The sequence below is a fragment of the Halorussus litoreus genome, assembly GCF_003382685.1.
Classification (GTDB): domain Archaea; phylum Halobacteriota; class Halobacteria; order Halobacteriales; family Haladaptataceae; genus Halorussus; species Halorussus litoreus.
On the sequence record NZ_QLVG01000017.1, the window covers coordinates 17,168 to 43,171 of the forward strand.

Consider the following 26,004-nt stretch of genomic DNA (forward strand, 5'->3'; position numbering starts at 1 on the left):
GTCGAAAAGTGGTCGGGTTACGGCGTCAGTTGCCGGCCTGCTGTCTGGCGGCCTCCCACATCTCCGTCCACTTCTCCTCCTCGCTGGGGTAGTAGTCGATGGAGTTGTCGGCGATCTTGTCGAGGTCGTCGAGGTGCAGGATCTCCTGCTGGTTCTCCGAGAGTAGCTCTCGGGCGGCATAGTTCGCCGGGGGCGACTTGCGGAGTTCCGTCCACGCGATGTTGGCCTGTCCCTCCTTCGACAGCGACCACTTCATGAACGCCTCGGTGGTGTTCTGCTGGGCGTCGGTCTCGGCCTGCGTGGTCATCGTCATGCCCTCGACCCAGAACAGCCCGCCGAGCCCGGGGTTGGGCATGAACCGGAACTTGTCGGTACCGAGGTCCTGCTCGACGGTCTTGAGCTGCGCGTAGTTGAACAGGAAGCCGTCGAACATGTACACCGTCTCGTTGATGAGTGGCCGGTTCGCCTCGTTCGCGGAGCCCGCCAGCAGCTGGGCGTTCGAGAACAGGTCCGCAGCCGCGTCCTGGACCTTCTGCATGTCCTCCTCCGGGAGCCCGTACACCTTCTCGGCGGTCACCTCGCCGTCGATGGAGATCTCGCCCTCCTCGATGAGGTACAGCGCGACCTTCGGGCCGCCCCACAGCGGCAGGTTGAAGATCTCGTAGCGGTCCTGATACTGGTCGTCCCAGAGGACGCTCCACGACTGGACCTCCTCCTCGGAGACGTAGTCGGAGTTATAGATGAGACCGTTGATGCCCCACCGCGGCGGAATCCCGTACCGCTCGTCCTCGTAGAACATCGCGCGGTGGTTCCGGACCCGCTCGGGTATCGCTTCGAGCTCGTCGGCGAACAGCTCTTCGTCGATCGGTTGGGCGAGCCCGGCCTCCGCGAGGCGCTGGACCCACACGGTGTCGGGGACGATGAACTGGTAGTCCGAGCCAGACTGGATCTGCTGGAACCCCTGCAGGTCCGAGCCGATGAACTCCGTCGAGACTGACAGGCCGGTCTGGTTCTGGAACCGGCCGGTGACCGACGGGACGTCCCAGCCGCTCCACGTCAACCCCTGGATGCTGTCGGCGAACGGGCCGTTCACGCCGAAGTGCTGCGGGCCCGCTTCGGTCGTCGTGTCGCCACCGGCGGCCGTCGTCTCGTCGCCGGCCTCGGTCGTGTCCTCCTCCGTAGTCGTTTCGTCGTCCTGTCCACCACCCGTACAGCCGGCCAGTCCCGCCATGCCGGCCGCGCCGAGTCCCTTCAGTAGTCTGCGCCGTTCGATCCGTGAGAGTTCTTCCCTTGTCACACCCAAACATTACTCAGATTACGATATAATAATCACGGAATTGTTCGGCCTACAGTTGATTACTATTTATCGGTCATTATTGTAAATCCGCATAAATTGATGGAATTCTATTAAAATGTGGTCGCTCGCGAACGGCGCGAGGGCAGTCGCCGTCGCAGAGAGGGATCGACGGCGAGCGCCCGCCGCCAGACGGGGACGGGGTCGGGTCCGTTACTCCCCGAAGTACTGGCGGACCAGTTCGGCGACCGTGAACAGCCCGAAGGTGATGACGACCACGATGGTCGAAATCGCGTTGTAGCGGGGGCTGATACCGGCCCGGAACCGCTGCTGGAGCGCGACGGGCAGTAGCGTGTCGCCGCCCGACAGGATGAAAACCATCGCGGACTCGCCGAACGAGATGGTGAACGTGAGCAGCAGGCTGGCGACCAGTGCGGGGCCGAGCACCGGAACGGTCACCTCGCGGATGACCTGAACGTAGCTGGCCCCGAGGTCGCGGGCGGCCCGTTCGAGCTCCTCCTCCGGGCCGAGTTTCCCGGCCACGATGAACGCCGCGAACGGCATCGTGAGTGCGACGTGACCGAACACGACGGTGAACTTCGACATTTCGAGCCCGAGCGTCTGCTGGAAGAACGCCAGCATCCCGAATCCGGAGATGAGCGGCGGGATCATCGCGGGCGTCGCCAGCACGAACGGGTACACCGAACTCCCGGTGAACTCGTACCGGGAGATGGCGAACCCGCCCATCCCGCCCAGGGCGGTGGCGACGACGCTCGTGATCAGCGCGACCTGGAGCGAGTTCAACAGCGGGTCGATGTAGTCGCCGTAGTACGGGCCGAACAGTTGCGTGTACCAATCGGTCGTGAGGTTGTCCAGCGGGTAGATCGGGATGGGGCTCCCGTCGAACGAGAACAGCACCATCACCACGATGGGCGTGAACAGCACCACGTACACCGCGAGCACCCACGCCCTGAGACCGTAGCCGAGCAGCCGGCGAGTGACGTTTCCAGTCATCAGAACAACTCCTCCATGTCGAAGACGTAGAACACGCCCACCAGCACGAGCACGACGAACGCCATCATCACGCCCGACGCGGCGGCTGCGGTGCCCCACGCCACCGACCCTTCGAGTTGTAGCAGTATCGACTCGGAGTAGGTGGTGTTCTTCGCACCCCCGAGGATGCGCGGGACGGCTTGATTACCGAGCGACAGCAGGAAGACGAACAGCCCACCGAGGATCATCCCGGGGAGCGCCGCCGACAGCGTCACCTCGCGGTGGACCCGGAGCGGTCCCGCGCCGAGGTCCTGTGCGGCTTCGAGCCACGCCTCGTCGAGCTGTCGCAGCATCGCGTACAGCGGCAGCACCATCAGCGGGAGGTAGAGGCTCGCGAGCCCGAAGATGACTGCGGGCTGGCTGTAGACCAGCCACCGGAGCGGTTCCCCGATCACGCCGAGGGACAGCAGGAACCCGTTGATGAACCCCTGCGGGCTCCCGAGTTGGATCATGGCGTACGAGCGCACGAAGAAGTTGATCCACAGCGGCGCGATGACGAGGAACAGCAGCATGTTCCGGAACCGGTCGTCGGCCTTCAGCGCGAGGTAGTAGCTCACGGGGAGTCCCACCACGAGCGCGATGGCGGTCGTGATGACCGCGACCCGAACGCTGTAGAACAGCGCCCCGCGGAACGTCTCGCTGGTCAGAACGGTCGCGTAGTGGTCGAGCGTGAGCTCGTTGGTCATCTGCAGGTTCTGCTGGACGCGCACACTGAAGCTGAGGATGGTCAGGATCGGTATCGCGAAGAACAGCGTGAGGTACGCGACCGGCGGAAGCGCGACGAGCGCGCCCCTCGTCCGCTTGGAGACCGAGCGCAGACGCTGGGAGAACCCGGTCGCTTCGCCGCCGGTTTCTGTGTTGACGCCCATCGAATCACTCCGTGATGACGTACGCGCTCTCGCGGTCGAACCCGACGCCGACCGTGTCGCCGCGGGCGAGCAGGTCGTCGCCGTCCGCGGCGGGCTGTTCGGCCTGCAACCGCACATCCCCGACGGTCACCTCGTAGGTGATGTCGTCGCCCTGGTAGATCCGGTCGGCGACCGTCCCCTCGAAGCTGTTGTCGGCGTCGACGGACGACTCCGAGACGGTGATGCGCTCGGGACGCACCGAGACGAATCCCCTGCCGGAGTCGGGGATATCGTCCCTGTCAGCGGCGACGATCTCGAGTCCGCTGTCGGTCTCGACGGTCGTTCCGTCCGCCTCGTCGATCTCTCCCTCGAACAGGTTCGTGTCGCCGATGAACTCCGCGACGAACGGCGTTGCGGGCTCCTCGTACACCTCGCGTGGCGTCCCCACCTGGACGAGCTTGCCGTCGTTCATCACGCCGATGCGGTCGCTGGCGGTCAGCGCGACCTCCTGGTCGTGGGTCACGTAGAAGAACGTCGACTCGAGGTCGTCGTGGATGCGCCGCAGTTCGAGCTGCATCTCCTTGCGGAGCTTCACGTCCAGCGAGGACAGCGGCTCGTCCAGCAGCAGGAGGTCGGGCTCGGTCAGCAACGACCGACCGAGCGCGATCCGCTGCTGCTCGCCGCCCGACAGCTCCTCGATCTCGTTGTCGGCGTACCCCTGGAGGTCCAGCACGTCGAGCATCTCCTCGGCGCGCTCGCGGCGGACGGACTTGGATTCGCCCTGCATCTTCAGCCCGAAGGTCAGGTTCTCGAAGACGTTCTTGAACGGGAACAGCGCCAGATCCTGGAACACCATGCTTGTCGGGCGCTTCTCGGCGGGGACCGCGGTCATGTCTGCCCCGTCGATGCTGATCGAGCCATCGGTCTCGTCCTCCAGTCCCGCGAGCATCCGGAGGAGCGTCGTCTTCCCGCAGCCTGACGGGCCGACGAGCGTGAAGAACTCGCCGTCCCTGATGGTGAACGAGACGCCGTCGACCGCGGTCAGTTGGCCGAACTCCTTCCGAAGGCCGTCCACCGCTACGGCGACGTCCGACGCCGTCTCGGTCGCGGGTTCGCTCCGCGTGCTTGAGGTTGTCATCCTATGGAACCCATTTCGACAACAGACACATAAGTGTCTTCGCTTTATTCCAATTTCCAGTAGATGGGACAAATATCCATACTTTAATCCGGTCTATGCACACTAATCGTCGGAAAATTAGTTTCATTTTCGAATTTCAATGCTACTTACATTTACGGGCTCGACGGTGATCGGCGACCCCGTTCGTTTTATCGTGGTACCGTTGTATGCGACACGTATGACCTCGGAATCGGAGCTACTGGAGCGCGACGACGCGGTCATCTCCGACGCGATGAAGATCCGGTTCTTCCCGTTCGGGATGGCCTCGCAGGACGGAAGTACGCTGACGGGCGTCGACGGCGAGGAACTCATCGACTTCAACGCGTCGTGGGCGGTCGCGAACACCGGGTACCGCCATCCCGTCGTCCGCGAGCGCGTCGAAAACCAGCTTCGGGAGGCGACGGCGAACTCGCCGCTCTCGATCCCACAGGAGCCGGTGGTCCGACTGGCCGAACGGTTGCGGGACCTGACGCCGATGGAGTTCCCGACGAAGGTGTGGTTCGGCCACTCGGGGTCGGAGGCCGGCGACCTGCTCTCGAAGGCGATCCCCGCGAAAGGCGACGGCGACACCGTCGTCACGTTCGAGGGATCGTACCACGGCATCACGGCAGGCGCGGCGTCGATATCCGGCCACGGGGCCCTCGACGGATTCGCGTCCGAGGACGTCGTCACCCTCCCGTTCCCGAACCGGTTCCGGGCGGACTGCTCGCCGGGGGAGCTGACCGAGAGAGCGCTCGACCGCGTCTCCGAGGCGTTCGAGGCGAACGACGTCGCGGGGCTCATCACCGAACCGCTCCAGAGCGACGGCGGCGTCCTCGTCCCGCCGCCGGGGTTCCTCGACGGGCTGGCCGACCTCTGTGCGGACCACGACGCCTACTTCGTCGTCGACGAGGTGAAGGCGGGGCTCGGCCGGACCGGCGAACTGTTCGCGTTCGAGCACGCCGACGTCGTGCCGGACGCGATCATGCTGGGCAAACCGCTCGGGAGCGGGCTCCCCATCAGCGCGGTCGTCGGCCGCGCGGAACTGGTCGACTTCGAGCCCGCGGGCCACATGATGACGACCGCGGCGAGCCCGCTGCCGGTCGCGGCCGCGCTGGGGACCCTCGACGTGATCGAGCGGGAGGAGCTTCCGCGTCGCGCTGCACGCCTCGGGGACAGGCTCGCCGAGCGCCTCCGCGACGTCGCGGCGGACTCACCGGTAGTCGGCGACGTCCGCGGTCGCGGCCTGATGCACGGCCTCGAAATCGTGACCGAGGACGGACTCGACCCCGCGCCGACCCTCACCGCCACGATCTCGCTCTGGGCGCGCGAACACGGGCTGGTACAGTTCTACGTCGGCACGGAGTCGAACGTTCTGGAGATCACCCCGCCGCTGACCATCTCGAAGTCGACGCTCGACGAGGGGTGTGCCCGGCTCGCGGCCGCCATCGAGGACAGCAGGTCAGGACCACCGGCCGAGGCGCTACTCGAACAGTACGCCGGTTGGTAGCACGTCGACGGCGCGACCACGCAATCACGTCGCCCGGAATTACGTCACCCCGAAAATCAGCGCCCGCTCGCCCGCAGTCACTCCGCTCGCAGCCGATTACACCGCTCGCAGGACAAGCACGCGCTCGCCCGCGGTGTCGGTCTTACCCACGTCGGCGGTGACCTCGGTCCCGCCCTCGACAGTTTCGGGGTCGACGCCTCGGACGACGCCGGTCAACCGCACGCCGCCGAAGTCAGCGACCGCGGTGACGTACGGCGCGTCGTCGGCGAACGAGGGCGCGGCGACGTGGACCGTCGTGAACGTCTCGACTTCGCCGCGCGCTGGCAGGGGGACCTCCGTCAGTTCGGTCGCGCCGCAGTGCGGACAGACCCGCCGTGGCGGGAGCGAGCCGTGGCCCTCGGGGCATTCGAGGTAGAACCCCTCGTCCGCCGCGATGGCGTCGAGGAAGTCGTCGTACCCCTCGTCACGGACGCGCTCGGATCCGCCGCTCGCACCGCCGGCGTCGCCGCTCATACGTCCACCTCCAGCACGTGGACCGTGGTACTCGCGACCGTGCCGCCCGCGTTGTGGGTCACGCCGACTTTCCCGCCGACCGCGTCGCTGTTGGGGTGGTCGCCCCGGAGCAGTCGGGTCATCTCCACGACCTGACTCGTGCCGGTCGCGCCGACAGGGTGGCCCTTCGCCTTCAGGCCGCCCGAGAGGTTGATGGGCCGGTCGCCGTCGCGGGTGGTCTCGCCGCGGGCCGCCGCGCCGATGGCCTCGCCGGGCGCGTAGAAGTCGAGCGCTTCGAGCGCGAGTACTTCCGCGATAGTGAAACAATCGTGGACCTCCGCGACCGCGACGTCATTCGTATCGATGCCGGCGTCGGCGTAGGCCTCCTCGGCGGCGCGCTCGGCGGCGGGCGTGCGTGCGAGGAACTCGCGGTCCTGGAGCGCCATCTTGTCGCCGCCCTGTCCGGTGCCGGTCACCGCGACCGGCGCGTCGAGTTCGTTCGCCTCGGCGTACTCCTCGCTGACGAGGACGGCCGCGCTCGCGCCGTCAGTGATGGGGCAGGCGTCGAACAGCCCCAGCGGTTCGGCGATGGTCGGCGCGTCGAGCGCGTCCTCGACGGTGATGGCTGACTGGTACTGGGCGTACTCGTTGCCGAGCGCGTTGTCGTGGTTCTTGACCGCGATCTCGGCGAGGTCCTCCTGCGTCCCGCCGTACTGGTCGAAGTACGCTCTTGCCATCAGCGCGTACGCTGCGGGGAACGTCATGCCAGCGCGGACCTCGTAGAGGTCGTCGGCCGCGATGGCGAGCCCTTCGGTCGACCCCGCGGTGCCGAGGTTGTTCATGCGCTCGGCCCCGCCGACGAGCACCGCGTCGGCTTCGCCGTTTCGAAGGTCCTTGACGGCCTCGCGGACGGCCACGCCCGAGGACGCACATGCGCTCTCGTAGCGCGTGGCCGGTGCATTCAGCCCGGCGGCCTCGGCCATCAGCGGGCCCTGATGGCCCTGATGCTCGCTCAGCGCGCCCATGAAGTTGCCGTAGTTCAACTGCTCGATGTCCTCGCGAGGCACGCCCGCGTCGGCGAACGCGCGCTCGCTCGCCTCCGCGAAGAGGTCTCGGCCCGTCCGCTCGGGATGCTCGCCGAAGTGCGTGAGGCCGACCCCCGCGACTCGTACGCCTGTCATGCCCGTACCTACGGTATGGACAGTTAAGAAAGGCATCGTTCTCCCCGTCGGGCGTCGGTTTCCGGCGGCGCGTCACTGGCTGAAACCACCACCGGAATGCGCTCGGCTCGACAGACCACGGGATCGCGCTCGGTGGATCATCCGCCGAGGATGCGCTCGGTGCAACAGTCCACCAGAAAGCGCCCGGTGGGACAACCCACGTGGCCGCACCCGGCAAAACATTCCACGAAGTCGCGCTCGGTGACGCAGACTCTCGGGTGGGACTGAAAGGGGCCGCCCGCTCGCGGGCCGAAGGCCCGTGGTCGTCTCCGGCGGCCCTATTCGGAGCGCCGAGCGAAACGAGGCGCGAGAATATCCGCCGGAGCGACCGCGAGCGGGCGGGGGCTTTCTAACCGGTCGCCCCTGGAACTACCCTCGTCTCAATCATCAATCCGACAAAATCGAATTCTCCATCACTATCTCTCCTTGGAAATCCGAGGAGTGAGTTTTTCATTCGGGGAGTGAGTATCCCACTGCATGGGCGTGAGGCCACCACCTACGAACGACGACGACGGACCGGAGGTCATCGAGTTCGGCATCGCAGTGGTGGCGGCCGAACTCGACGGCGCAACGGTCTCCTTTCCGGCGACCGGCGAGGAGGTTGTCGACCGGCTCTCGGACCCGCGCATCAAGTACGACGTGAAGGGCCACGCGGTGGCGCTCTCGGAAGCGGTCTCGGAGCTCGACCGCGACCGGTTCGAGAACGAACAGGAGTTCCTGAACGCGCTCCATCCGGTGTTCGAGCGCTACCGCAACTCCCGGACGCCAGGTGTCATCGAACGGGTCAGGGCCGCGCTACCGCTGTGAACTGAATATTTTCTGATGTTTTTTGGACCGTGTTCGAAGTGCTACGCGAAGAGAGAATGGGATATCGAACGCCCTCGGCGCGCTCGACTACTGAGAAATCGAAGATATAGCCTCGAAAGCCCTCGGCGGGCTCGCGGTCGCTGGCCGACATAGCCTCGCTCGCTGTCGCTCGCTCGGATAGGGGTCGGCCAGACGACCAAGCGGTGCGCGAGCCCGCCTCGCCCTTTCAGTCCACCAGGACGTTGCTCGACTGGCCGGTCGAAGTCGGCACTCAATTGAGTGTCTCTACACGTTCGATGGTTCACGTTCGTTGCAAACTGAGTAGCACCTAGCGCGTTCAGATCCCCGCTCCGGTCGGCGCGTCCGGGAGTTCGTACTTGTCGGCGTCGATTCCCAGCTCCTCCAGCGCGGCGTCGACGTGTCGCTCCTCGGCGAAGTCGACGCCCTCCTCCTCGCGGAGTCGCTGGGCGGTCGCCAGCACCTCGCCGCGGCGGTCGTCCGGGATCGCCCACTTGTCGGTCGAGAGTTCGATGGTCAGCCCGTTGTGGTCGCGGGTGTACAGCGAGTGGAAGATGCCGCGGTCGAACTCGTTGTAGCCGTGACCGATGGCGTCAAGCGACTCCTTGATCTCCACGAATCGCTCGGGGTCGATGCTGAAGGAGATGTGGTGGACCGCGCCGATGCCCGTGCGCTGGGGACGCGGGTCCGAGTCGCGGTCCTCGTTCACGAAGAACGTGACGATGCCGCCGTCGCCCGAGTCGAAGAAGAGATGGGTCTGAGAGGGGTCGTCGAGGTTCGGCTGGCGCAGGACGAGGGGCATTCCGAGCACGTCGCGGTAGAACTCGATGGTGTCCTCGGCGTTGCTCCCGATGAGGGTGATGTGGTCGGTGCCCGTGGTGTGGAGCGCGCTGTCGGGCAGGTCAGGCGTGATCTCGTAGTCGTCGGCCGACCGTCGTCCGTTGGACATGTGAGTCCGTAGTCGCCCGGCAGTAATAGGCTTCAGGTAACACTCACGTCACCGGTATCGCGGCTCCTCGACCATATTATTTACACAAAATTCCATAGAATAATTTAATACCGGACACAAAATTGCGGGCGCGCTCGTGGTCGAGAACGACCACTCGCTCCCGCACGTGCTCGACCTCGCCGTCGTCGACGGTCCCGACACGTCTCACGCGGTCGAGCAGGGCCTCAGCGGAACGTTCTCGGTCGAGTCCGACGGTCGGAAGGTGTACGAGGAGTTCCTCGTCGACACCGGAACGTACGTGGTCGAGGTGACCGTTGACGGCGAGACCGAACAGATCGAGTACCAGCCGATGGCGCAGTCGGGTCGCGTTCTCACCGTCTCGGTCTCCGGGAGCGGGGAGTTGGACTGGACGATCTCGTCGGTCGAGTGAGCCTCAGTCCAGGAGCGGAGTAATCGTCAGTTCAGCCCCGCCTCGAACGCCTGCTGGAGGTCTGCCTGCAGGTCCTCGACGTGCTCGATGCCGACGCTCGCCCGGATGAGGCCGTCCCGCAGGCCCGCGGCCTCGCGCTCCTCGGCCGGAATCGCGGCGTGGGTCATCGTCGCGGGCTGTTCGATGAGGCTCTCGACGCCGCCCAGACTCTCCGCGAGGGTGAAGACGTCCGTCTCGCTGACTACCTCGGCCGTCTCTTCGAGGCTGGCGTCCAGTTCGAAGCTGACCATCCCGCCGAAGTCGTCCATCTGCTCGCTCGCGAGGTCGTGATCGGGGTGCGAGTCGAGGCCCGGGTAGTACACCCGGTTGACCGCGTCGTGGCTCTGGAGCCAGTCGGCGAGCGTGCGGGCGTTCTCGCAGTGGCGGTCCATCCGAACGGGCAAGGTCTTCGTCCCGCGGAGCACGAGGAAGCACTCGTGCGGGCCGGGGGTCGCGCCGACGCTGTTCTGGTAGAAGCCGAAGCGCTCGTCGAGGTCCTCGTCGTTCGTCACCAAGGCCCCGCCGACCACGTCGGAGTGGCCGCCCATGTACTTCGTCAGGGAGTGACAGACGGCGTCGGCACCCAGTTCGAGCGGGCGCTGGAGGTACGGCGTCGCGAAGGTGTTGTCCACGACCGAGAGCGCGCCGTACTCGTCGGCGAGGTCGGCGGTCGCTTCGATGTCGACCACGTTGAGCAGCGGGTTGGTCGGCGTCTCGACCCAGACGAGTTCGGTCGCCTCGCGCATGGCGGCCTCGGTTTCGGCCACGTCGGTCATGTCCACGAAGTCGAACTCGAGGTCGTACTGCTCGTACACCTGCGTGAAGATGCGGTGAGTGCCGCCGTACACGTCCTCGCTGGCGACCACGTGATCGCCCGATTCGAGCAGGTTCAGGACGGTGTTGATGGCTCCCATCCCGCTGGAGAACGCCCGGCCGTACTCGCCGCCTTCGAGGTCGGCGACGTTGGCTTCGAGGTCGGTCCGGGTCGGGTTGCCGGTCCGGGAGTACTCGTAGCCGCGGTGGTCGCCCGGCGCGTCCTGCTCGTAGGTCGAGTTGGCGTGGATCGGAGTCATCAGCGCGCCCGTCTCCTCGTCGGGCTCCTGCCCGGCGTGGATCGAGCGCGTCTCGAAGCGGAACTGGTCGCTCTCGTTATCCCCATGTGACTCGTTCGTCTGGTCGCTCATGGGAGATGCGTCGCGCGGACGGCAGGTTACTCTTGTCCTTTCGGCGCGTTCGGCCGTCACTCCGAAACGACGGCTGTCCTGGTACTCCGGAACGACTGCCGACTGCGTCATTCCGAGGCGACGACCGACCCGCGCGACTCCTGACTCTCGCGCTTCCAGAACCACGCGCCGACGTTGGCCGCGACGCCGAGGATGAACAGCCCCCACGTCGCCCACCACGACTGAAACCAGAGCACGTCCATGTACACGATGGGGCCCTTCACGAGCGGCCAGAGCGGTTCGATGCGCGTCGAGACGTCGGGTGCCGACAGCATGTCCGCGAACAGGTGTGCGAGCCCGGTGACCCAGACCGCGATGACGCCCATCTCGTATGCGTTTCGGGCACCGCGGTCCGAGAACCAGTCGGTCCGGTCGTCGATCTTCGTGAACGCCCAGCCGAGCAGCGGCCCGAAAACCATCGCCATCACGGTGACTGCCAGCACCGTGTGGAAGACACCGTGGTGGTGGATGCCCTGGAGATTCGAGAGGTACAGATCCACGTCCGGCAACATCCCGAACCAGAAACTCGAAACGACGTACACTGCCGCGGTGTCCCGGCGGTCGATGAAGTACCACGCGGGCGCGAGCCAGAGCAGCGCCATGCCGAGGTGACCCAGTACGTCGACCATAGCCGGGTTACCGTCGCCGGTCGGAAGGGACTGATGGCTGTCCACGCCGCGCCGACAGCGACCGTCGCTCGACCCGTCGTGACGCAGACAGGCGAGGAACGCACCATTTATAACGCCGACAGGCTAACAGGGTCATACGACTATGCCGAGCTCGAATGGACCCTACCACAGCACTCGCGACAAACTCTCGAACAGCCCCCGCGAGAGCGGTACCTCCCCGCCCCAGCGCGCCGTCCAGCAGTTCGAGGAGGGCCAGAAGGTCCACCTCAAGATCGACCCGAGCGTCGAGAAAGGTCGGTTCCACCCGCGATTCGGCGGTCAGACCGGCGAGATCGTCGGCGAGCAGGGCCGGGCGTACAAGATCCGCGTCACCGACGGCGGCAAGGAAAAGACCCTCATCGTCACCCCGGCGCACCTGACGGCTCAGGAGTAGCATGACGATATTCAAGGAGAAGGTCGAGGAGGAGTACCTTACGACCGCGGAGGCCAAGGATCTCCTCGCCGACGTCGAGCAGGATCGGGCCCTCGACGAGGACCGCGAGCTCCCCTACGAGGTCGCGCGGGCCATCGACCACGTCAACCGGTTCGCCGTGCTCGAACCCGAGGAGTCGCGCGAACTGGTCGCCGAGCTGGTCGAACTCGACAAGGTCGACGAGCCGACCGCGTACAAGATCACGGACGTTCTCCCGCAGGACCGCGACGAGCTCCGCTCGCTGTACGCTCAGGAGCGCTACACGCTTTCGGGCGAGGAGCTCGACGACATCCTGAACGTCGTGGCGAAGTACAGCTGAACAGTTCCCCGCTCCGTCCACCAACGCTTTAAGTATCTCGTCGGCGTACCCAGTGACAATGAGCGAACAGCATCAGGCGGAGGAAGGGGTTCCCGCGGTCGTCCTCGACTACCTCCCTCGCGGTCGGGCGGACGACGACAGACCACAGCATCGCAAACAGCCGATAGCGTACGCGCTCGGCGTCGAGGAGTTCCGGCTGTTCGAGGTCACGCTCGAGGAGGACGTGAGCCTCACCATCACCGACCGGTTCGACGCAGACCGGTCGAGCGACGTCGTGGCAAGCGTCCGCGAGGTCGATTTCGAGGACCTGTCGGGCGCGGCCCAGTCGGAACTCGAACACGCCATCCGGGCGGTGGTCGAGTCCGACGAGGAGCGGTTCGTGAACTTCTACAACGACGCCCAGCCCATCACGCTCCGGCTCCACCAGCTCAACCTCCTGCCGGGCATCGGCAAGAAGCTCCGGAACAACATCCTCGAACAGCGCAAGCGCAAGCCGTACGAGAGCTTCGAGGACCTCGAAGAGCGGGTGTCGGGGCTCCACAAGCCCAAGGAGGTGCTCGTCGAGCGCGTGCAGGAGGAGCTCCGCGAGGACGACCTGAAGTACCGGACGTTCGTGCGGGTCGAGGAACAACAGCAGTAGGACTTCCGCTTCGGTCGCGTTTCGTCGTTCGGACGGTCTCGAAGCAAGTAGAGCAGACAGATACGTCTCGACGTCGTCACACGCCCGAAATCGACTCGAAGAAAATCCCGGTCGCTACTCCTCGGCGTCTTCGTCCTCGGCGTCTTCGTCCTCGTCGCCCTCGGCCGCCTTCAGCGAGTCCTCGGGGATGCCCGTCTCCTGCCCGTCCTCGAAGCTGACGGTGTAGGTGCTGTCGCCGAACATCGTCTCCATCACCTGCGTGACCTGTCCCTCCTCGCCGTCGTAGTCGCTGTGCTCGTCGTGCAGGACGACGCGGTCGTCTTCCTCGAAGCTCATGCCACGAGATAGCCCCGCGGCCGATAAAAGCGACCCGGTTCGGCGCGGCTCGGGACGATTGGCCGCGGAGAGACGCCGACGGTTGTCCGAACGCCCGCAACTGTCCCCCGACAGTCGGCGCGGCTTTCCGGCGACCGAAGACTTATTCGGACCGCCTCACGAACTGTCACGTTATGACCGCTCGCCGCACGCGCTCCGTTCCGCCGTCGCGACCGTTTCGAGCCGTCCGTACGCATTCGCCGTCGCGATGACGACCGTCGACGACCTCTGGTATCTCGCCACGCGGGCCGAACAGCGCGCCGAGCAGGCCCACCACCGACTGGTCGACGACCACGAAGGGTTCCTCGAACACTGTCACTCCCGGCGGGTGTCCCGCTCGCGATTCCGCACGCTGGCCGACCGCATCGCCGACTGCGGCGGGCCCTTCGGCGCGCACTCGGTGGCGTACCGTCCATCGGGCGAGCTCCTGCTCGTCTGGCACGAGGGCGTCGACATGTGGGTCGTCCCCGGCGGCGAGCCCGAGCCCAGCGAGTCGTTCCGGGAGGCCGCCGAGCGCGAACTCGCCGAGGAGGCTGGCGTGACGGCGAGCTACGACGGACTGGCGATGAACGTCCGGGTCGACGTGCGCTGTGACGACTACTCGACGTGGGGCGTGCTCCCGCTGTTCGCAGCCCGGGTCGAGGACGACGCGACTCCGGAGCCCGCGGACCCGGACGGCGAGATCACCGATGCGCAGTGGTTCGACGATCTGCCGGAGAACACCCGCGACCGGGACGACCTGCTGACGTGGCGCGAGTACGCGCTGGAGTAAAGTAGGGAGGGATCTCCAGATCGTATCGGTCGGCGTGTCGAGAAGCCCCCGGCAAGTACTGATAGTTCGAATGGAGAGAAGCTAGCTATTGCCGAGACATCGGAGAGACCGCATCGCGACTGCCACCGCACCGCGACGGCAGGCCTCACACCCTCCAGCCGCGGCGGGGGGGGGGGGGGGCCCCCCCCCCCCCCCCCCCCCCCCCCCCGCGGGCCCCCCCGGGGCCCCCCCCCCCCCCGCCCCCCCCCCCCCCCCCCCCCCCCCCCGCGGGCGGCGGCCCCGCCCCCCCCCCCCCCCCCCCCCCCCCCCCCCCCGCCGCCCTCGTGCTGACCGCCCTTGTGCCCGCCACCCTCGTGCCCGCCACCGCGACCGCAACGTGGACCGCTCCCGTCCGATCTGGACGTGGACCGCTCCGGTCCTATCTGGACGCGGACCGCTCCGGTCCTATCCGTGCGAAACCCCGTCCTGCGACTCGGCTTTCATCCGGCGGAGCGCGGCCCGGGCGTTGCTCGCGTCGTAGCCGAACAGCACGTTCTCGCCGTACGCCTCGGCGACCTCCGCGGCGTGGATGAGGTTGTCCACGTCCACGTCGACAGCGTACAGCTCCACGCTGAACGGCCGGTCCAGCGCGTCAGCGAACCCGCTGGCGATGGTCTCCAGCCAGTAGGTCGTGGTGTAGGCCATGTCGTACAGCGGGACCACGAACTCGTCGACGTACTCGGCGAGCGCGTCGAGGTCGAGGCCGGCGCGCTCGTAGAGGTGGCCGGGGTACGGGTCGGGGTACAGCGTGAAGTAGGTCTTGCCCGGAATCCGGTCGGCGGCCTCCGCCACGAACTCCGTGATGACGTCCGCGCGCCACGCAAACCGGTCGTCGAACTCGCTCGATTCGAACTGCTCGTCGCACCGCTCGCAGTGGCAGTACTCCGCTCGGGGGAACCCAACGTCGTCGAGGCGCACGTCGGGATTCACCTCGGCGCAGTCGGAGATGATCTCCAGCACGCCCTCGCGGTAGTCCTCGCGGGTCGGGCAGACGTACGCCCAGTCGAAGTACGGTCGCTCGCGGGTCGCGCGCTCGCCCGCGTCGCTCACGGCCGCGAGATCCGGCTCGGCCTCGACCGCGGCGTTGTCGCCGAAACACGACACCATGTTCACCCCGTCGGCCAGCGGTTCTGCCGACCGGCCGGTCACGTCCTTGACCTCGTAAAAGCCCACATCGAACTCCGCCCACTCCAACTCCTCCTCGTTTCGCGTGACGACGCCGAACATACGAGTCGGTTGGCGACCGCGCGGGGTAAGTCGTTCGCTCCGAGGAGCCAGACCTACCGCCTATCTACCCGCGGTTGCACGCCTGCGGGAGCGAGGCGTTCGTGGCCGACGGTTCGTCCACCGACTCGACCGACCAGTTCGCGGCCTGCCCGCGCATGATGAGCGCCTCCTCGGCCGAGCCGTTCTGCACGGTGATCGCCGGCGGCTGGTCGTCGGCCGTCGGATCGAACGCCGATGGGTCGTCGGCCTGCTGGCCGAGCGAGGCGTTCTCGCAGAGGACGGCCGCATCGACGGCTATCCGGTCGATGACCACGCCAGCGACGGTGGTGTTGCGGGTCCACTGGCGGTCGAGCGTCCGGTTCTGGACGTTCGGGTCGAACAGGTCACCGCCCGGCACGTCGAGCACCGACCGATTTCGGACGATCAACCGCGTCGCGGTCACGTTGAGCAGGCGGCCCCGCTCGACGTCGAACCGGCCGAGGGTCGCGTTCGTGATGGTGACGTTCTCCCGGCCCCCGTCGGGCGTCGACACGTTCTCGACGACCACCTCCTCGACCGTCGCGTTCAGGACGGTGGCGTTGCGCAGCAGCCACGTCCGGACCGTCACGTTGTCGAGCGACACCTTGTACTGAGTCGCGTTCGCGTTCGGTATGGCGTTCGCGTTCGCAACGTCCGCGGCGGCTTGCGGTGCGTCCACGGTCGCTCGCGGCGCGTCCGGGCTCACACCGGCGACGGGGACGACGCCGGCCAACAGCATCGCCAGGGAGAGTCCGACTGCGAGGACTCCTCGTGTACTCATGTCTCCGACGGTACTCCGAGACGAAGGATAAACGAGCGCGACCGTTCTGACCGTTTTCCGGCGTAACGGCGCGTTTCGGCCGGGGTAGCGGTCGCTTATCTGACTGGAAGTTCAGCCCGTCGCTACTCCGCGGCGATGTGGGAAGCGAGGTCCTCCCGCAGGATGGTCTCGCAGTAGGCACACCGCACCCCGTCGTCGAGTACCTCGAATTCGGTGGCGACTGGCTCGTCGGCGTTGGTGATGCACTCGTGGTTCGGACACGATAGCACGCCGATCACGCGCTCCGGTCGGTCGAGATACTGCTTCTCGACCACTTCGTACTCCCGGACGATGTTGATGGTCGCTTCTGGCGCGATGAGCGACAGCACGTCGACCTCGTCCTGACTCAGCTCGCGGTCCTCGACCTTCACGATGTCCTTCTTGCCCATCCGGTCGCTCGGGATGTTCATGCCGACGCTGACCGTCTCGCCGCCCGCGCCGTCGATGCCGAGGATGGCGAGGACGTTGAGCGCTTGCCCGCCACGGATGTGGTCGATGACGGTGCCTCTGGCGATCTTGCTGACGCGGAGTTCGTGGTCGCTCATCTGTCTCCCTCCAGCATGAGATCGAGCAGCGCCATCCTGACCGGCACGCCGTTGTGGGCCTGCTCGAAGTAGCTCGCGTAGTCGGAGTCGTCGACCTCGGGCGCGATCTCGTCGACCCGCGGCAGGGGGTGCATCACGGTCAGGTCGTCTTTGGCCGACTCCAGTGTTTCGAGGTCGATGCCGTACTCGCCCGCGACCTGCTGGTACTCGTTCTCGTCTGGGAAGCGCTCGCGCTGGATGCGCGTGACGTACAGCACGTCGAGTTCGGGCAGCACCGCGTCGAGTTCGGTGTGCTCGCGGACGTTCGCGCCCGACTCGTGGAGGTCGTAGCGGACACTCCGCGGAAGCTTCAGGCTCTCGGGACTCACGAAGTGCTGGTCCGCGTCGAAGTTCGTGAGCGCGTGGGCCAGCGAGTGGACCGTCCGGCCGTACTTCAGGTCGCCCATGATCCCGACCGTGAGGTCGTCGAGCCCGGCGTTCTCCCGGATGGTGTACAGGTCGAGCAGGGTCTGGGTCGGATGGTGGCCCGCGCCGTCACCGGCGTTGAGCAGTGGCACGTCTACGAACTCGCTCACCATCCGGGCCGCGCCCTGACTCGGATGGCGGAGCACGAGCGCGTCGGCGTACCCCTCGACGACCCGCGCGGTGTCGGCGAGGCTCTCGCCTTTCTTCACCGACGACGAATCGACGCTGCCCATGTCGACCGCGTCGCCGCCGAGGCGCTTGATTGCGGTCTCGAAGCTCATCTTGGTCCGGGTGCTCGGCTCGAAGAACAGCAGCCCCAGCACCGCGTCGCCGTGGCAGTCACCGAACGAGGCCGGGTCGGCGTCCATCTCGGCCGCCCGTTCGAGGACCGTCTCGATGTCCTCGCGGGAGAGTTGTTTCGTCGTCAGGAGCTGGTCGTGCCGCATTGGTTGGTATGGGCGGCGGCGTGTTCTTGAATCTCTCGGTACCGGGTCGCGGTCAGGGTGAGGAGTGCGGATGCTGTAGCGGTCGCCGGTGTGGATGCTGTAGCGGTCGGCGGTGTGGATGCTGTAGCGGTCGGCGGTTCGGATGCTGTGGCGGTCGGCGGTGTGGATGCTGTAGCGGTCGGCGGTTCGGATGCGGATTTCACATGCTCAAGGGTAGTAGTGGTCGCGGTGGCGGTTGCGGTCGCGGTGGCGGTTGCGGTCGCCGTTGGGGCAGTCTCGACGTATTCGTCGAAGCCACGAGAGGCGATCTATCGCTCGCCCCCCGAGTACCGCATAGCACCGTCGGAGCTTGCCCCGACGAGCGTTCGGTCACGTTCGTTCCCGATGAGCGTTCGGTCACGTTCGTACCCGACGACCTCGCGCGAGTTGCTCGTCCACGCAGACGATTGGACGGAAACGGGGCGGATGTGAAGACCCGCACAGATGCACAACACCCAAACCTACCTCCCGCCAACCCACGGACATGACCCTCGCAGAGGTCGCCGCCCAGCTCCGGGAAGAAGCCCGAGCCACGGACGAGCGCCGCCTGCTCGTGCTCGCTGGCGACCGGGACGCCGGCTACGCGGCGGCCGACCGGGCGCTCGACGCCGCCGGAATCGACCGCGAGGCGACCACGCTTGTCGGCACCGGCGAGTTGGGCTGCGAACGCGTCGACCCATCGCGCGCCGACCGCTTGCTCGGGACCACCCGCGACTGCGTGGTGTACGACGCCCACGCCGACTTCCGGCCGAACGCCGTCGGCCGGATCGTCGGCGCGGTCGACGGCGGCGGCCTGTTCGTCCTGCTGATGCCCGCGCTCGACGACTGGCCAGATCACCGGACCGACTTCGACCGGAGTCTTGCAGTCCCGCCGTTCGACCTCGGCGACGTGACCGGCCACTTCCGCGAGCGGTTCGCCGCGACCCTGCGCGACCACCCCGGCGGGGGGGGGGGGGGGGGGGGGGGGGGGGGCCGGCCGCCCCGCCCCCCCCACCCTCCCCCCCCCCCCCGCCGCGGGGGCGTCCCGGGACAGCACCGACGCCGACGACCGCGACGCCATCCCGGAAGTCGTCGAATCGGACGGGGTGACACACCCTGCCCCGCGGCTCTCGACCGCCGACCAGTCAGCGGAATCCGAAGACTTCCCCGCCGACAGGACGTTCCCCGACGAGGCCTACGAGGCCTGTCTCACAGGCGACCAGCGGTCGGTCGTCCGAGAACTCGAAGCATTGGGACGCGGTGGATCCGACGACGGCGACGCGTCCGCGTCGGCGTCGCCGTCGTCGGACCCGACCGCGGTCGTAGTCGAGGCCGACCGCGGGCGGGGCAAGTCCAGCGCGGCGGGCATCGCGGCCGGAGCGCTCGCCGCGGCGGGCAGCGACGTGCTCGTGACGGCTCCAGAGTATCGGAGCGCGCGCGAGGTGTTCGTCCGCGCGGCGGCACTGCTGGAGTCGCTCGGTCGTGAGTTCGAGACCGATCACGACCCGCCGCGAGACATCCGCGTCGTAGGTGGCGAATGCGCCAGCGGTGGCCGGGTCAGATTCGCCGAGCCGACCGACGCTGCCGACCTGCTCGACGAGTCTGATGGCAACGCGGCCCCCGACGCCGTCTTCGTGGACGAGGCCGCGGCGCTGTCGGTCCGCCTGCTCGAACGGTTCCTCGCGGCTCCGACCGTCGCGTTCACCACGACCGTCCACGGCTACGAGGGCGCAGGCCGGGGGTTCTCGGTTCGGTTCCGCGACCGACTCGCCGAGAGCGACCACGCCGTCGTCGAGACGCGACTCGCCGACCCCATCCGCTACGCCGCGGGCGATCCCGTAGAGGCGTGGGCGTTCCACGCGCTGTTGCTCGACGCCCGACCGCCGGTCGAGGAGGTGGTGGCCGGGGTCGAGGCCGCCTCGGAGTCGGTCGAGTATCGCCGCCTCTCACCGGCGGAACTGCTGGCCGACGAGACGCTACTCCGGGAGGTGTTCGGCCTGCTCGTGCTGGCTCACTACCGGACCGAGCCCGACGACCTCGCGCGCCTGCTCGACGCGCCGAACCTCTCGGTCCGCGCGCTCGTGGCCGACAGCGAGTCCCCGGCGCGGTCGGGCCACGTCGTCGCGGTGGCGCTGCTGGCCCGCGAGGGCGACCTGCCCGCGGACCTGCGCGAGCACATGTACGAGGGTGGTCGCGTACGGGGCAACATGCTCCCGGACGTGCTGACCTCCCAGCTTCGGGACGAGGAAGCGGGGGTTCCCGCGGGGATGCGCGTGGTCCGCATCGCCACCCACCACGCGGTCAGGTCGCGGGGCCTGAGCTCGCGCCTGCTCTCGGAGATCCGCGAGGAGTTCGCCGACGACCTCGACTGGCTCGGGACCGGGTTCGGCGCGACGCCGGACCTGCTGCGATTCTGGCGCGCGAACGGCTATCGCACCGTCCAGCTCTCGACCACGCGCAACGACGCCAGCGGGGAGTACTCGGCGCTCATGCTCGACCCGCTCTCCGCGGCTGGCGCGGCCCTTCACGACCGCCACGCCCGGTGGTTCGCATCCAGAATCGCGTCGATGCTGGCCGACCCGCTCCGGGACGCCGACGCCGACGTGGTGCGGGCGCTCCTTCGGACGGTCGAGGCTTCGGTCGAACTCGACCTCTCGGCGTGGGACTGGCGGGCCGTCGCAGCCAGCGCGTACGGGCCAGGGCTGTACGACGCCGCCCCGCGACCGTTCCGTCGGCTTGCGCTCCGGTACTTCGTGGACGCCGGGCGCGAGGACGAGGCCGACCTGCTGTCCGCCCGCGAGGAGCGCCTGCTGGTCCGGAAGGTGTTGCAGGGCCACCCGTGGTCCGAGGTGGCCGACGAACTCGGGTTCCACTCGTCGGGCCAGTGTATGCGCGCGCTCGGCGACGCCTACGAACCGCTGGTCGACCGGTACGGCGACGAGGCGGCCCGCCAGGAGGCCGAGCGGTACAGCGAGTAGGTCACGGGGTGGTCAGTGAGCAGGTCTCGGAGCGGTACACCGATTAGGCGTGAGTGAGTAGGGAGAATCGATGCCGGAGTGCTCCGAGGAGGACTGTTCGGCCCCCGCGACCGTGCGGTTGCACATCCCGTGGGACGAGAACCGCGAGGTCTGTGCGGCCCATGCGCGAGTGCTCGGCCGACAGGACGGCGTCGTCGCGGACCCAATCGGCGACGGCGAGGAGTGGCCCTGAAACGTATCTTGTCGAGAGTGAGACGTGGAAGCGGTTGCGGTGCTGTGTTGTGCCGTGCTGTTGCGAGCTTTGCGGTTGTGGTGCTGTTTCTCCTAGGCTCAAGCGATGGTCAACTTCGCAGTGTGGTTCTCTGCTGTTTCGAGAGCAGTCGAGCTAGCTTCTGCTTGAGCCTCGGCGTGACCGCGACCGCACAGCATCGCAACCGCACCGCGACAGCACGGGCCGCAGACCCCCCCAGCCTCCTGCGTTGTCTGCGAACGCAGTTCGCAGAGCAGCGAGACGCCGCAGGGATCTCGCAAGCCTCGGTCTCCGTTCCACTCCGACCTGCGCTACTCGTCCCTCGCGCGTTAGGGCGCGGCACGAGGCCGCGCCAGCACGCGCCGATGGAGAACGGACGAGTAAGCGCGTGAGTAGAACGCCAGGGCGCACTTCGAACCACCGTCTCCTGTTGCTAAAACGCCACCTCGTCGTTGAGCGTCGCGAGCCCGCAGTCGATGCAGAAGACGACCTCGCCGCCGTCCTTGGCAGTTCGACCGTCAGGATCGGCGTGCGACGCGCGAATGTGCCGGTCCGCGTCGTCGAGCGACGTTCCGCAGTCCGCGCAGGTCGTTGGCTCGCCCTCCGCGTCCGCCTCGATTCGGATCGAGTCGGTCTCCTCCACGTCGTACCCGTGGGCGTGGAACGAGCCGAGGCAGTTGTACAGCCCGCGCTCGTAGATGTCGGGCTCCTTGCTGATGCCGACGTGCGAGCCGATCTTCGCGTCGGCCCAGTACGCCTCGTGGGGGCCCTCGAACAGCCGACGGAGCAGGCGCGGGTCGACCTCCAGTCTGACCCAATCGTCGTAGTGGTCGGTGTCGGCGTCCGCGACGAAGCGGTAGCCGCTCCCGTCCATCGACAGTTCGAGGGTGACCCTGCCGACGAGGTCGAGCAGGACGGTGGTGTCGGTGCTGTAGCCGATCTGGTCGCGCTTGCCCTCCAGATTCTCGTAGGCGTACGGGACGTACGACTGGAGTTCGCCGAGGGTGGGCATCGGGTCGGCCTCGTAGGTGAACTCGCGCTCGGCCAGCACGTTCTCGACGTACTCGCGCTTCTCGTCCTGATCGACCGGCTGGAACGGTGCCGACCGCTCGCCGGTCGCGACGTCGACGTGCTCCCCGGAGTTGAGGAACACGCACTCGCTGTCGTCGGGCGCGTACTTTTCGAAGAACTCCTTCGCGCGCTCGCGCGGCGGGTTCGCGGTGTACTGGTTGAGGTGCGCCAGATCGCCGGCTAGGACGTACTCGCCAGCGAACGGCATGTAGTAGTCGGGCTCGAACAGGTCGAGGAAGTTGAGCGCGAGTTCGTGTTTCTCCTGGATCACCCGGTCGCGCTCGGCCAGTTTCTCCTCGTGGTCGTAGTTGGTCACCGCCTGCGGGTAGAACTGGGCCGCGCTGTACTGGTGGCAGAGCAAGTCGACGTCGCCGTACTCGTCGGCGATCTTCCGACAGCTCGACTCGGCGATGGGGTACGGACAGTCGTTGGTGTTGACCACGGTGTGGGTGCCGTCGTCGATGACCGCCATGGAGTCGACCTGCGTGGAGCCGGTCTCGTCGGCCTGCTCGTCGTACCACGAGCAGCCGAAGAAGTTGCCACAGAGTTCCGGGTCGCAGCCGTCGGCCGCGAGGACATTGATGTGCGTGTCGCCGCCGAGGTGGGTGCGCTCGCCGTGGGGGAGTTCGACCGCTTCGAATCCCAGGTCTTCGACCGCCTCCGTCAGGTAGTCCCACCGGTAGTCGTGGACGAGCACCGGGATGTCGTCGTCCAGCCGCTTCAACGTGGCCGGGTCGAAGTGGTCGGGGTGGATGTGCGAGACGTAGATGTAATCGACGTGATCGAAATCCTCCGGCTCGAAGTCGGGCTCGGGGTAGTGACACCACGAGCCGTAGTACGCCCCGTCGACCAGCCACGGGTCGCAGAGCACGCTCGTCTCCTCGGTCTCGACGAGGACCGCCGCAGATTCGAGATACGTGACCTCCATGTGGACTCGGGTCCACGCATTCGACCTTTACTATACGCGACCTACGCGGCGTTCGATGGCGTTTACGCGCCGTTAGATGGCCCTGTAGTCGACTACAGGGCGTTCCTGTAGTTGGATAAGCACGACCACGTCTCCCAAGTTGGGTGCGCGCGTGCCGGCGGGATAGTGAGTGCGCAAGCGAGGTGAATGCGAAAGCAGGAGAGCGCGTGCGCCAGCGGGGGATTCGGCCTCGATGTGCCGACCGACCGAGCGGTCGCTGGGGCTCCTCGGCGGGATTACTCGTCCGGGCGTTCCTTGTAGTGGGTGTGTTCGAGATACTCCTCTAGCGTGGGTTGGTGCCAGTAGCGGACGACGTCGCTCCGGGCGTCGTACTCCACGACATCGGCGTCGGCCAGACGCGGAAGGTGGACGTTCCGGAGTTCTTCGGCGACCGTCGTGCGGAGGGAGTCGGTGACCGTCGCGTCGTTCGCACGGGCTTCCCACATCGCCACCTCGTCCGCCAGCGTCTCCACGTCGGCGAGCCCGTCGTCGGTGCCGACGAGGACGTACAGCGCGTAGCGGCGGCGGCGCTCTGAGAGGAGGTCGAACAGCGAGTCGAACGAGGGCGTCCTGACTGCGCGACCGTTCCGGAGGGCGTGGTCGCCCTCGCCGTTCGACCGTACTGAATCGTTGTCCATCGCGGGTGACCTCCACCCATAGGTTCCACCACAGGGGACAACAAACCCATGCCTCAATAGTTAGGCCCTCCGCGAGAGCGTGTCAAACGGCGAATATCACGCGTTTGAGGGGTCGGGCGCGTCGAATCTGCTCACGCTCGCCGCCGACTCACTGGTCGAGATACGTTCGGACGAGCTTGCGCTGGGCCGCCCGGAGATGCTGGTGGAGGGTGGGTGAGGACACCCCCAGCGAGTCGGCGACCTCCTCGCCGGTGCTCGTGCGGGGATACTCGTAGTAGCCCCCGAAGTAGGCGGTCTGTAACGCGGTCCGCTGTTTGTCGGTCAGGTCGGCGTCGAGGGTACGACGGAACTCCGTGGCGGTGTGGACCGGCCGGTCGACCTCCTGCTTGCCGACGAGTTCCGAGTCGGGGAACGCCGTCCGGAAGGTGTCGACGATCGACCGGACGTTCGCGTCGGCCGACGCCTCAGCGACGTAGCGCACCACGCCGTCCGTCGCCTCGGCGGACTTGACGACCGCGCCGGCCTTGAGGAGTTTGTTGACGGCCGAACTGGCGAGTTCGATCTCGAGCAGGCTCACGTCGTCCTCGGTCACGATCCGGTGGTTTGCGCCTTCGATAGCTTCCTCGGCTTCGACCGCGTTCCCTTTCGCGGCTTCGCTATGGCCTCCGTCGCCGAGTCTGTCTGCCACCGTCTCGGCAGACGCCCCTTCGACCGTGACGTACTCGAGCAGCCGGTCGTCGGAGACGGGAACTACGCCTTCCAGTTGGAACCGCGCGTCGAGTTCGGCCGAGAGCCGGGCGAATCGCGAGCGACCGCTGGCGACCCGGAACTCTAGTTCGACCGCGGTGTCCGACAGGAGCAGATTCCGATTCTTGACCGCGTCGATGGCGAACGAGACGAGTCCGCCGAGCGTCTCCAGGGCGGTCAGCTCCCGCTCGCTGAACGTTCCGGGATGCTCTCCGCTGATGCCGAGGACCCCGTAGTTCGTCGTACCGTAGGATAGCGGGACGAGCACCGCCGAACACATCCCGATGTCGAGCATGATGTCGCGCTCGCGGTCCGAGAGGATCTCGTCGTCGTCGGCCACGTCACGGACGACCACCGACTCGTCCTCGGCGACGACCCGCGCGAACGAGTTCTCGGTGCCGCACCGTGTGCTCGTGGCCTGGACGAGCCGCTCGACCGCCGCCCGGTCGACGCCCTCGACCACGCTGGGGTTCGTGCGCTCGTCGCTGACCCACGACCCGCCGATCCACGCGAACTGGTAGAACTCCGAGTTCGCCAGCCCTTCGCAGACGGTGCGTTCGATCTCCTCGCGGCTGGCCGACCCCACCAGCGACCCGACGATGGTGTAGATGAGCCCGTTGATGCGGGTCAGCCGGGTGAGTTCGTCGCGGCTCTCGGCGAGTTCGCGCCGGTCGCGCCTGCGCTCGGTGACGTCGCGGGCGACCCAGACCACCGCCTCGCGGCCGCCGATGCTGTCGCCCAGCGGCGCGGTCCGGCCCTCGTACCACCGCCCACCGTCGGTGGTCTCGACCCGGTACTCTATCGTCTCGACCGCGCCGGTCTCCAGGGTCGTCCGGACGTGGTCGAGGAACCGGTCGGCCTTCTCGTCGGGGAACGCGTCGTGGAACCGCTTGCCGACGAGTCGCTCCTGCTCGACCGTTTCGAGGTCCCCGGCATCCGGGCCGGACAGCACCTCCAGATACCGGCCGGTCGCGTCTACCAGGAACGCCACGTCCGGGAAGGCGGTGGTCAGCTCCCGTAGTCGCTCGCCGGTGACGCCCGACTCGGCCTCGACGCTGGTCGCCGCGACCGCGCGGTCGACCCGCTCGCGGAGCCGCTCTCCCCCGAATTCCTTCGGCAGGTAGTCGGTGACCCCCTTGCCGACGGCCTCGCTTGCGACGGCCTCGTTCCCCGAGCCGGTATAGAGCACGAACGGGAGGTTCGGGTGGTCGTCGCGGACGGCTTCGAGCAGCGCGATTCCGTCGGACTCGGGCAGGTCGTACTCGCTGACGACGCAGTCGATGGGTCCCGGAGTCGCGAGGCGTTCGCGCGCTGCCGCGGCCGTGGGAACCATCGAGACCGACACGCCGTCGGCCGCCGACAGCGCCGGTGGCGGGTCGGCCCCGTCGACGTAGAGGACACGGAGGGCGGTCGGCTCCACAGCCGAGCCGTCCGTTTCCGAGGCTCCCGACCCGATCTTCTGTTCCGAAGTCACGCTCTGCAACGATGTACGTGCCCACGCACGTAAGCGTCCCGGTCACTTGGACGAG

The 26,004-nt window shown here is 67.2% G+C and carries 26 protein-coding genes and 1 pseudogene; 10 read left to right on the forward strand and 17 right to left on the reverse strand.

The window, feature by feature from the left end; translation table 11 throughout:
- Nucleotides 1-25 precede the first annotated feature (25 nt).
- The 4 genes from DPQ64_RS10565 to DPQ64_RS10580 form a co-directional block, all read right to left on the reverse strand.
- A complete protein-coding gene (locus DPQ64_RS10565) occupies nucleotides 26-1,297 on the reverse strand; it encodes an ABC transporter substrate-binding protein (protein ID WP_157971665.1) in 1,272 nt (423 codons plus the stop codon).
- A 210-nt stretch (nucleotides 1,298-1,507) separates the two neighbouring features.
- Nucleotides 1,508-2,308: an ABC transporter permease gene (locus tag DPQ64_RS10570; protein ID WP_115864314.1), complete on the reverse strand. Its 801-nt coding sequence runs from the start codon at nucleotides 2,306-2,308 to the stop codon at nucleotides 1,508-1,510.
- The gene (locus DPQ64_RS10575) at nucleotides 2,308-3,216 is read right to left on the reverse strand and encodes an ABC transporter permease (RefSeq protein WP_157971666.1); all 909 of its coding nucleotides are present in this window, start codon (nucleotides 3,214-3,216) and stop codon (nucleotides 2,308-2,310) included. The genes DPQ64_RS10570 and DPQ64_RS10575 overlap by 1 nt, the downstream gene beginning before the upstream one ends.
- Nucleotides 3,217-3,220: 4 nt before the next feature.
- The gene (locus DPQ64_RS10580) at nucleotides 3,221-4,333 is read right to left on the reverse strand and encodes an ABC transporter ATP-binding protein (RefSeq protein ID WP_115864316.1); all 1,113 of its coding nucleotides are present in this window, start codon (nucleotides 4,331-4,333) and stop codon (nucleotides 3,221-3,223) included.
- A 217-nt stretch (nucleotides 4,334-4,550) separates the two neighbouring features.
- Between DPQ64_RS10580 and DPQ64_RS10585 the strand changes: the two genes are divergently transcribed.
- On the forward strand, nucleotides 4,551-5,861 hold the full coding sequence (locus DPQ64_RS10585) for an aspartate aminotransferase family protein (protein WP_157971667.1): 1,311 nt from the start codon (nucleotides 4,551-4,553) through the stop codon (nucleotides 5,859-5,861).
- A 96-nt stretch (nucleotides 5,862-5,957) separates the two neighbouring features.
- Here DPQ64_RS10585 and DPQ64_RS10590 read toward each other — a convergent pair whose 3' ends face one another.
- Together DPQ64_RS10590 and DPQ64_RS10595 are read right to left on the reverse strand one after the other, a co-directional pair.
- A complete protein-coding gene (locus tag DPQ64_RS10590) occupies nucleotides 5,958-6,374 on the reverse strand; it encodes a Zn-ribbon domain-containing OB-fold protein (RefSeq protein WP_115864318.1) in 417 nt (138 codons plus the stop codon).
- A complete protein-coding gene (locus DPQ64_RS10595; protein ID WP_115864319.1) occupies nucleotides 6,371-7,534 on the reverse strand; it encodes a thiolase C-terminal domain-containing protein in 1,164 nt (387 codons plus the stop codon). The genes DPQ64_RS10590 and DPQ64_RS10595 overlap by 4 nt, the downstream gene beginning before the upstream one ends.
- A gap of 516 nt (nucleotides 7,535-8,050) precedes the next feature.
- Here DPQ64_RS10595 and DPQ64_RS10600 point away from each other — a divergent pair.
- Nucleotides 8,051-8,380, forward strand: coding sequence for a hypothetical protein (locus tag DPQ64_RS10600; protein ID WP_115864320.1), 330 nt, complete (start codon nucleotides 8,051-8,053; stop codon nucleotides 8,378-8,380).
- Between the two features lie 337 nt (nucleotides 8,381-8,717).
- Here the strand turns inward: DPQ64_RS10600 and DPQ64_RS10605 are convergent, their stop codons facing one another.
- Complete coding sequence (locus DPQ64_RS10605; RefSeq protein WP_115864321.1) at nucleotides 8,718-9,347, reverse strand: VOC family protein; 630 nt, start codon at nucleotides 9,345-9,347, stop codon at nucleotides 8,718-8,720.
- A 136-nt stretch (nucleotides 9,348-9,483) separates the two neighbouring features.
- Here DPQ64_RS10605 and DPQ64_RS10610 point away from each other — a divergent pair, with 136 nt between their 5' ends.
- Nucleotides 9,484-9,777, forward strand: a complete 294-nt coding sequence (locus tag DPQ64_RS10610; protein ID WP_115864322.1) for a hypothetical protein — start codon at nucleotides 9,484-9,486, stop codon at nucleotides 9,775-9,777.
- 26 nt (nucleotides 9,778-9,803) lie between these two features.
- Here DPQ64_RS10610 and DPQ64_RS10615 read toward each other — a convergent pair whose 3' ends face one another.
- Both DPQ64_RS10615 and DPQ64_RS10620 read right to left on the reverse strand, forming a co-directional pair.
- On the reverse strand, nucleotides 9,804-11,000 hold the full coding sequence (locus tag DPQ64_RS10615; protein ID WP_115864323.1) for a cystathionine gamma-synthase: 1,197 nt from the start codon (nucleotides 10,998-11,000) through the stop codon (nucleotides 9,804-9,806).
- Nucleotides 11,001-11,107: 107 nt separating this feature from the next.
- A complete protein-coding gene (locus DPQ64_RS10620; RefSeq protein WP_115864324.1) occupies nucleotides 11,108-11,668 on the reverse strand; it encodes a metal-dependent hydrolase in 561 nt (186 codons plus the stop codon).
- A gap of 142 nt (nucleotides 11,669-11,810) precedes the next feature.
- Between DPQ64_RS10620 and DPQ64_RS10625 the strand changes: the two genes are divergently transcribed.
- From DPQ64_RS10625 to DPQ64_RS10635, 3 genes are read left to right on the forward strand one after another with little or no spacing between them, the layout of a single operon-like run.
- Entirely contained in the window at nucleotides 11,811-12,101 is a 291-nt protein-coding gene (locus DPQ64_RS10625) for a 50S ribosomal protein L21e (RefSeq protein WP_115864325.1), read from the forward strand.
- Between the two features lies 1 nt (nucleotide 12,102).
- Complete coding sequence (locus DPQ64_RS10630) at nucleotides 12,103-12,459, forward strand: RNA polymerase Rpb4 family protein (RefSeq protein ID WP_115864326.1); 357 nt, start codon at nucleotides 12,103-12,105, stop codon at nucleotides 12,457-12,459.
- A gap of 58 nt (nucleotides 12,460-12,517) precedes the next feature.
- Nucleotides 12,518-13,099 (forward strand): DUF655 domain-containing protein, encoded by a 582-nt coding sequence (locus tag DPQ64_RS10635; RefSeq protein WP_115864327.1) that lies wholly within the window; start codon nucleotides 12,518-12,520, stop codon nucleotides 13,097-13,099.
- 114 nt (nucleotides 13,100-13,213) lie between these two features.
- On the opposite strand, the gene DPQ64_RS10640 is transcribed toward DPQ64_RS10635, so the two are convergent.
- The gene (locus DPQ64_RS10640; protein WP_115864328.1) at nucleotides 13,214-13,435 is read right to left on the reverse strand and encodes a DUF1918 domain-containing protein; all 222 of its coding nucleotides are present in this window, start codon (nucleotides 13,433-13,435) and stop codon (nucleotides 13,214-13,216) included.
- Between the two features lie 247 nt (nucleotides 13,436-13,682).
- On the opposite strand from DPQ64_RS10640, the gene DPQ64_RS10645 reads away from it, so the two are divergent.
- Nucleotides 13,683-14,246, forward strand: coding sequence for an NUDIX domain-containing protein (locus tag DPQ64_RS10645; protein ID WP_115864329.1), 564 nt, complete (start codon nucleotides 13,683-13,685; stop codon nucleotides 14,244-14,246).
- Nucleotides 14,247-14,690: 444 nt separating this feature from the next.
- Here DPQ64_RS10645 and DPQ64_RS10655 read toward each other — a convergent pair whose 3' ends face one another.
- The 4 genes from DPQ64_RS10655 to pyrB all read right to left on the reverse strand — a co-directional run bounded on the left by DPQ64_RS10655 (nucleotide 14,691) and on the right by pyrB (nucleotide 17,806).
- Nucleotides 14,691-15,512 (reverse strand): hypothetical protein, encoded by an 822-nt coding sequence (locus DPQ64_RS10655; protein ID WP_115864330.1) that lies wholly within the window; start codon nucleotides 15,510-15,512, stop codon nucleotides 14,691-14,693.
- 64 nt (nucleotides 15,513-15,576) lie between these two features.
- The gene (locus tag DPQ64_RS10660; RefSeq protein WP_115864331.1) at nucleotides 15,577-16,311 is read right to left on the reverse strand and encodes a hypothetical protein; all 735 of its coding nucleotides are present in this window, start codon (nucleotides 16,309-16,311) and stop codon (nucleotides 15,577-15,579) included.
- 122 nt (nucleotides 16,312-16,433) lie between these two features.
- The gene (gene pyrI / locus DPQ64_RS10665) at nucleotides 16,434-16,895 is read right to left on the reverse strand and encodes an aspartate carbamoyltransferase regulatory subunit (RefSeq protein WP_115864332.1); all 462 of its coding nucleotides are present in this window, start codon (nucleotides 16,893-16,895) and stop codon (nucleotides 16,434-16,436) included.
- Nucleotides 16,892-17,806, reverse strand: a complete 915-nt coding sequence (pyrB, locus tag DPQ64_RS10670) for an aspartate carbamoyltransferase (RefSeq protein ID WP_115864333.1) — start codon at nucleotides 17,804-17,806, stop codon at nucleotides 16,892-16,894. Before pyrB ends, pyrI begins: the two co-directional genes overlap by 4 nt.
- A 57-nt stretch (nucleotides 17,807-17,863) precedes the next feature.
- On the opposite strand from pyrB, the gene DPQ64_RS18775 reads away from it, so the two are divergent.
- The 3 genes and pseudogenes from DPQ64_RS18775 (at nucleotide 17,864) to DPQ64_RS19240 (ending at nucleotide 21,034) form a co-directional block, all read left to right on the forward strand.
- Nucleotides 17,864-18,277, forward strand: coding sequence for a hypothetical protein (locus DPQ64_RS18775; protein WP_157971668.1), 414 nt, complete (start codon nucleotides 17,864-17,866; stop codon nucleotides 18,275-18,277).
- 52 nt (nucleotides 18,278-18,329) lie between these two features.
- Nucleotides 18,330-20,802: pseudogene (gene tmcA / locus DPQ64_RS10680) on the forward strand (tRNA(Met) cytidine acetyltransferase TmcA).
- A 70-nt stretch (nucleotides 20,803-20,872) separates the two neighbouring features.
- Nucleotides 20,873-21,034 carry a hypothetical protein gene (locus tag DPQ64_RS19240; RefSeq protein WP_198662094.1) on the forward strand — a complete coding sequence of 54 codons (162 nt, stop codon included), beginning with the start codon at nucleotides 20,873-20,875 and terminating at the stop codon, nucleotides 21,032-21,034.
- 451 nt (nucleotides 21,035-21,485) lie between these two features.
- Here the strand turns inward: DPQ64_RS19240 and DPQ64_RS10685 are convergent, their stop codons facing one another.
- The 3 genes from DPQ64_RS10685 to DPQ64_RS10695 form a co-directional block, all read right to left on the reverse strand.
- Nucleotides 21,486-23,051, reverse strand: a complete 1,566-nt coding sequence (locus DPQ64_RS10685; protein ID WP_115864336.1) for an MBL fold metallo-hydrolase — start codon at nucleotides 23,049-23,051, stop codon at nucleotides 21,486-21,488.
- Between the two features lie 275 nt (nucleotides 23,052-23,326).
- Complete coding sequence (locus DPQ64_RS10690) at nucleotides 23,327-23,728, reverse strand: DUF7344 domain-containing protein (RefSeq protein WP_198662095.1); 402 nt, start codon at nucleotides 23,726-23,728, stop codon at nucleotides 23,327-23,329.
- A 148-nt stretch (nucleotides 23,729-23,876) separates the two neighbouring features.
- Entirely contained in the window at nucleotides 23,877-25,949 is a 2,073-nt protein-coding gene (locus DPQ64_RS10695; RefSeq protein WP_115864337.1) for a bacterio-opsin activator domain-containing protein, read from the reverse strand.
- Nucleotides 25,950-26,004 lie beyond the last annotated feature (55 nt).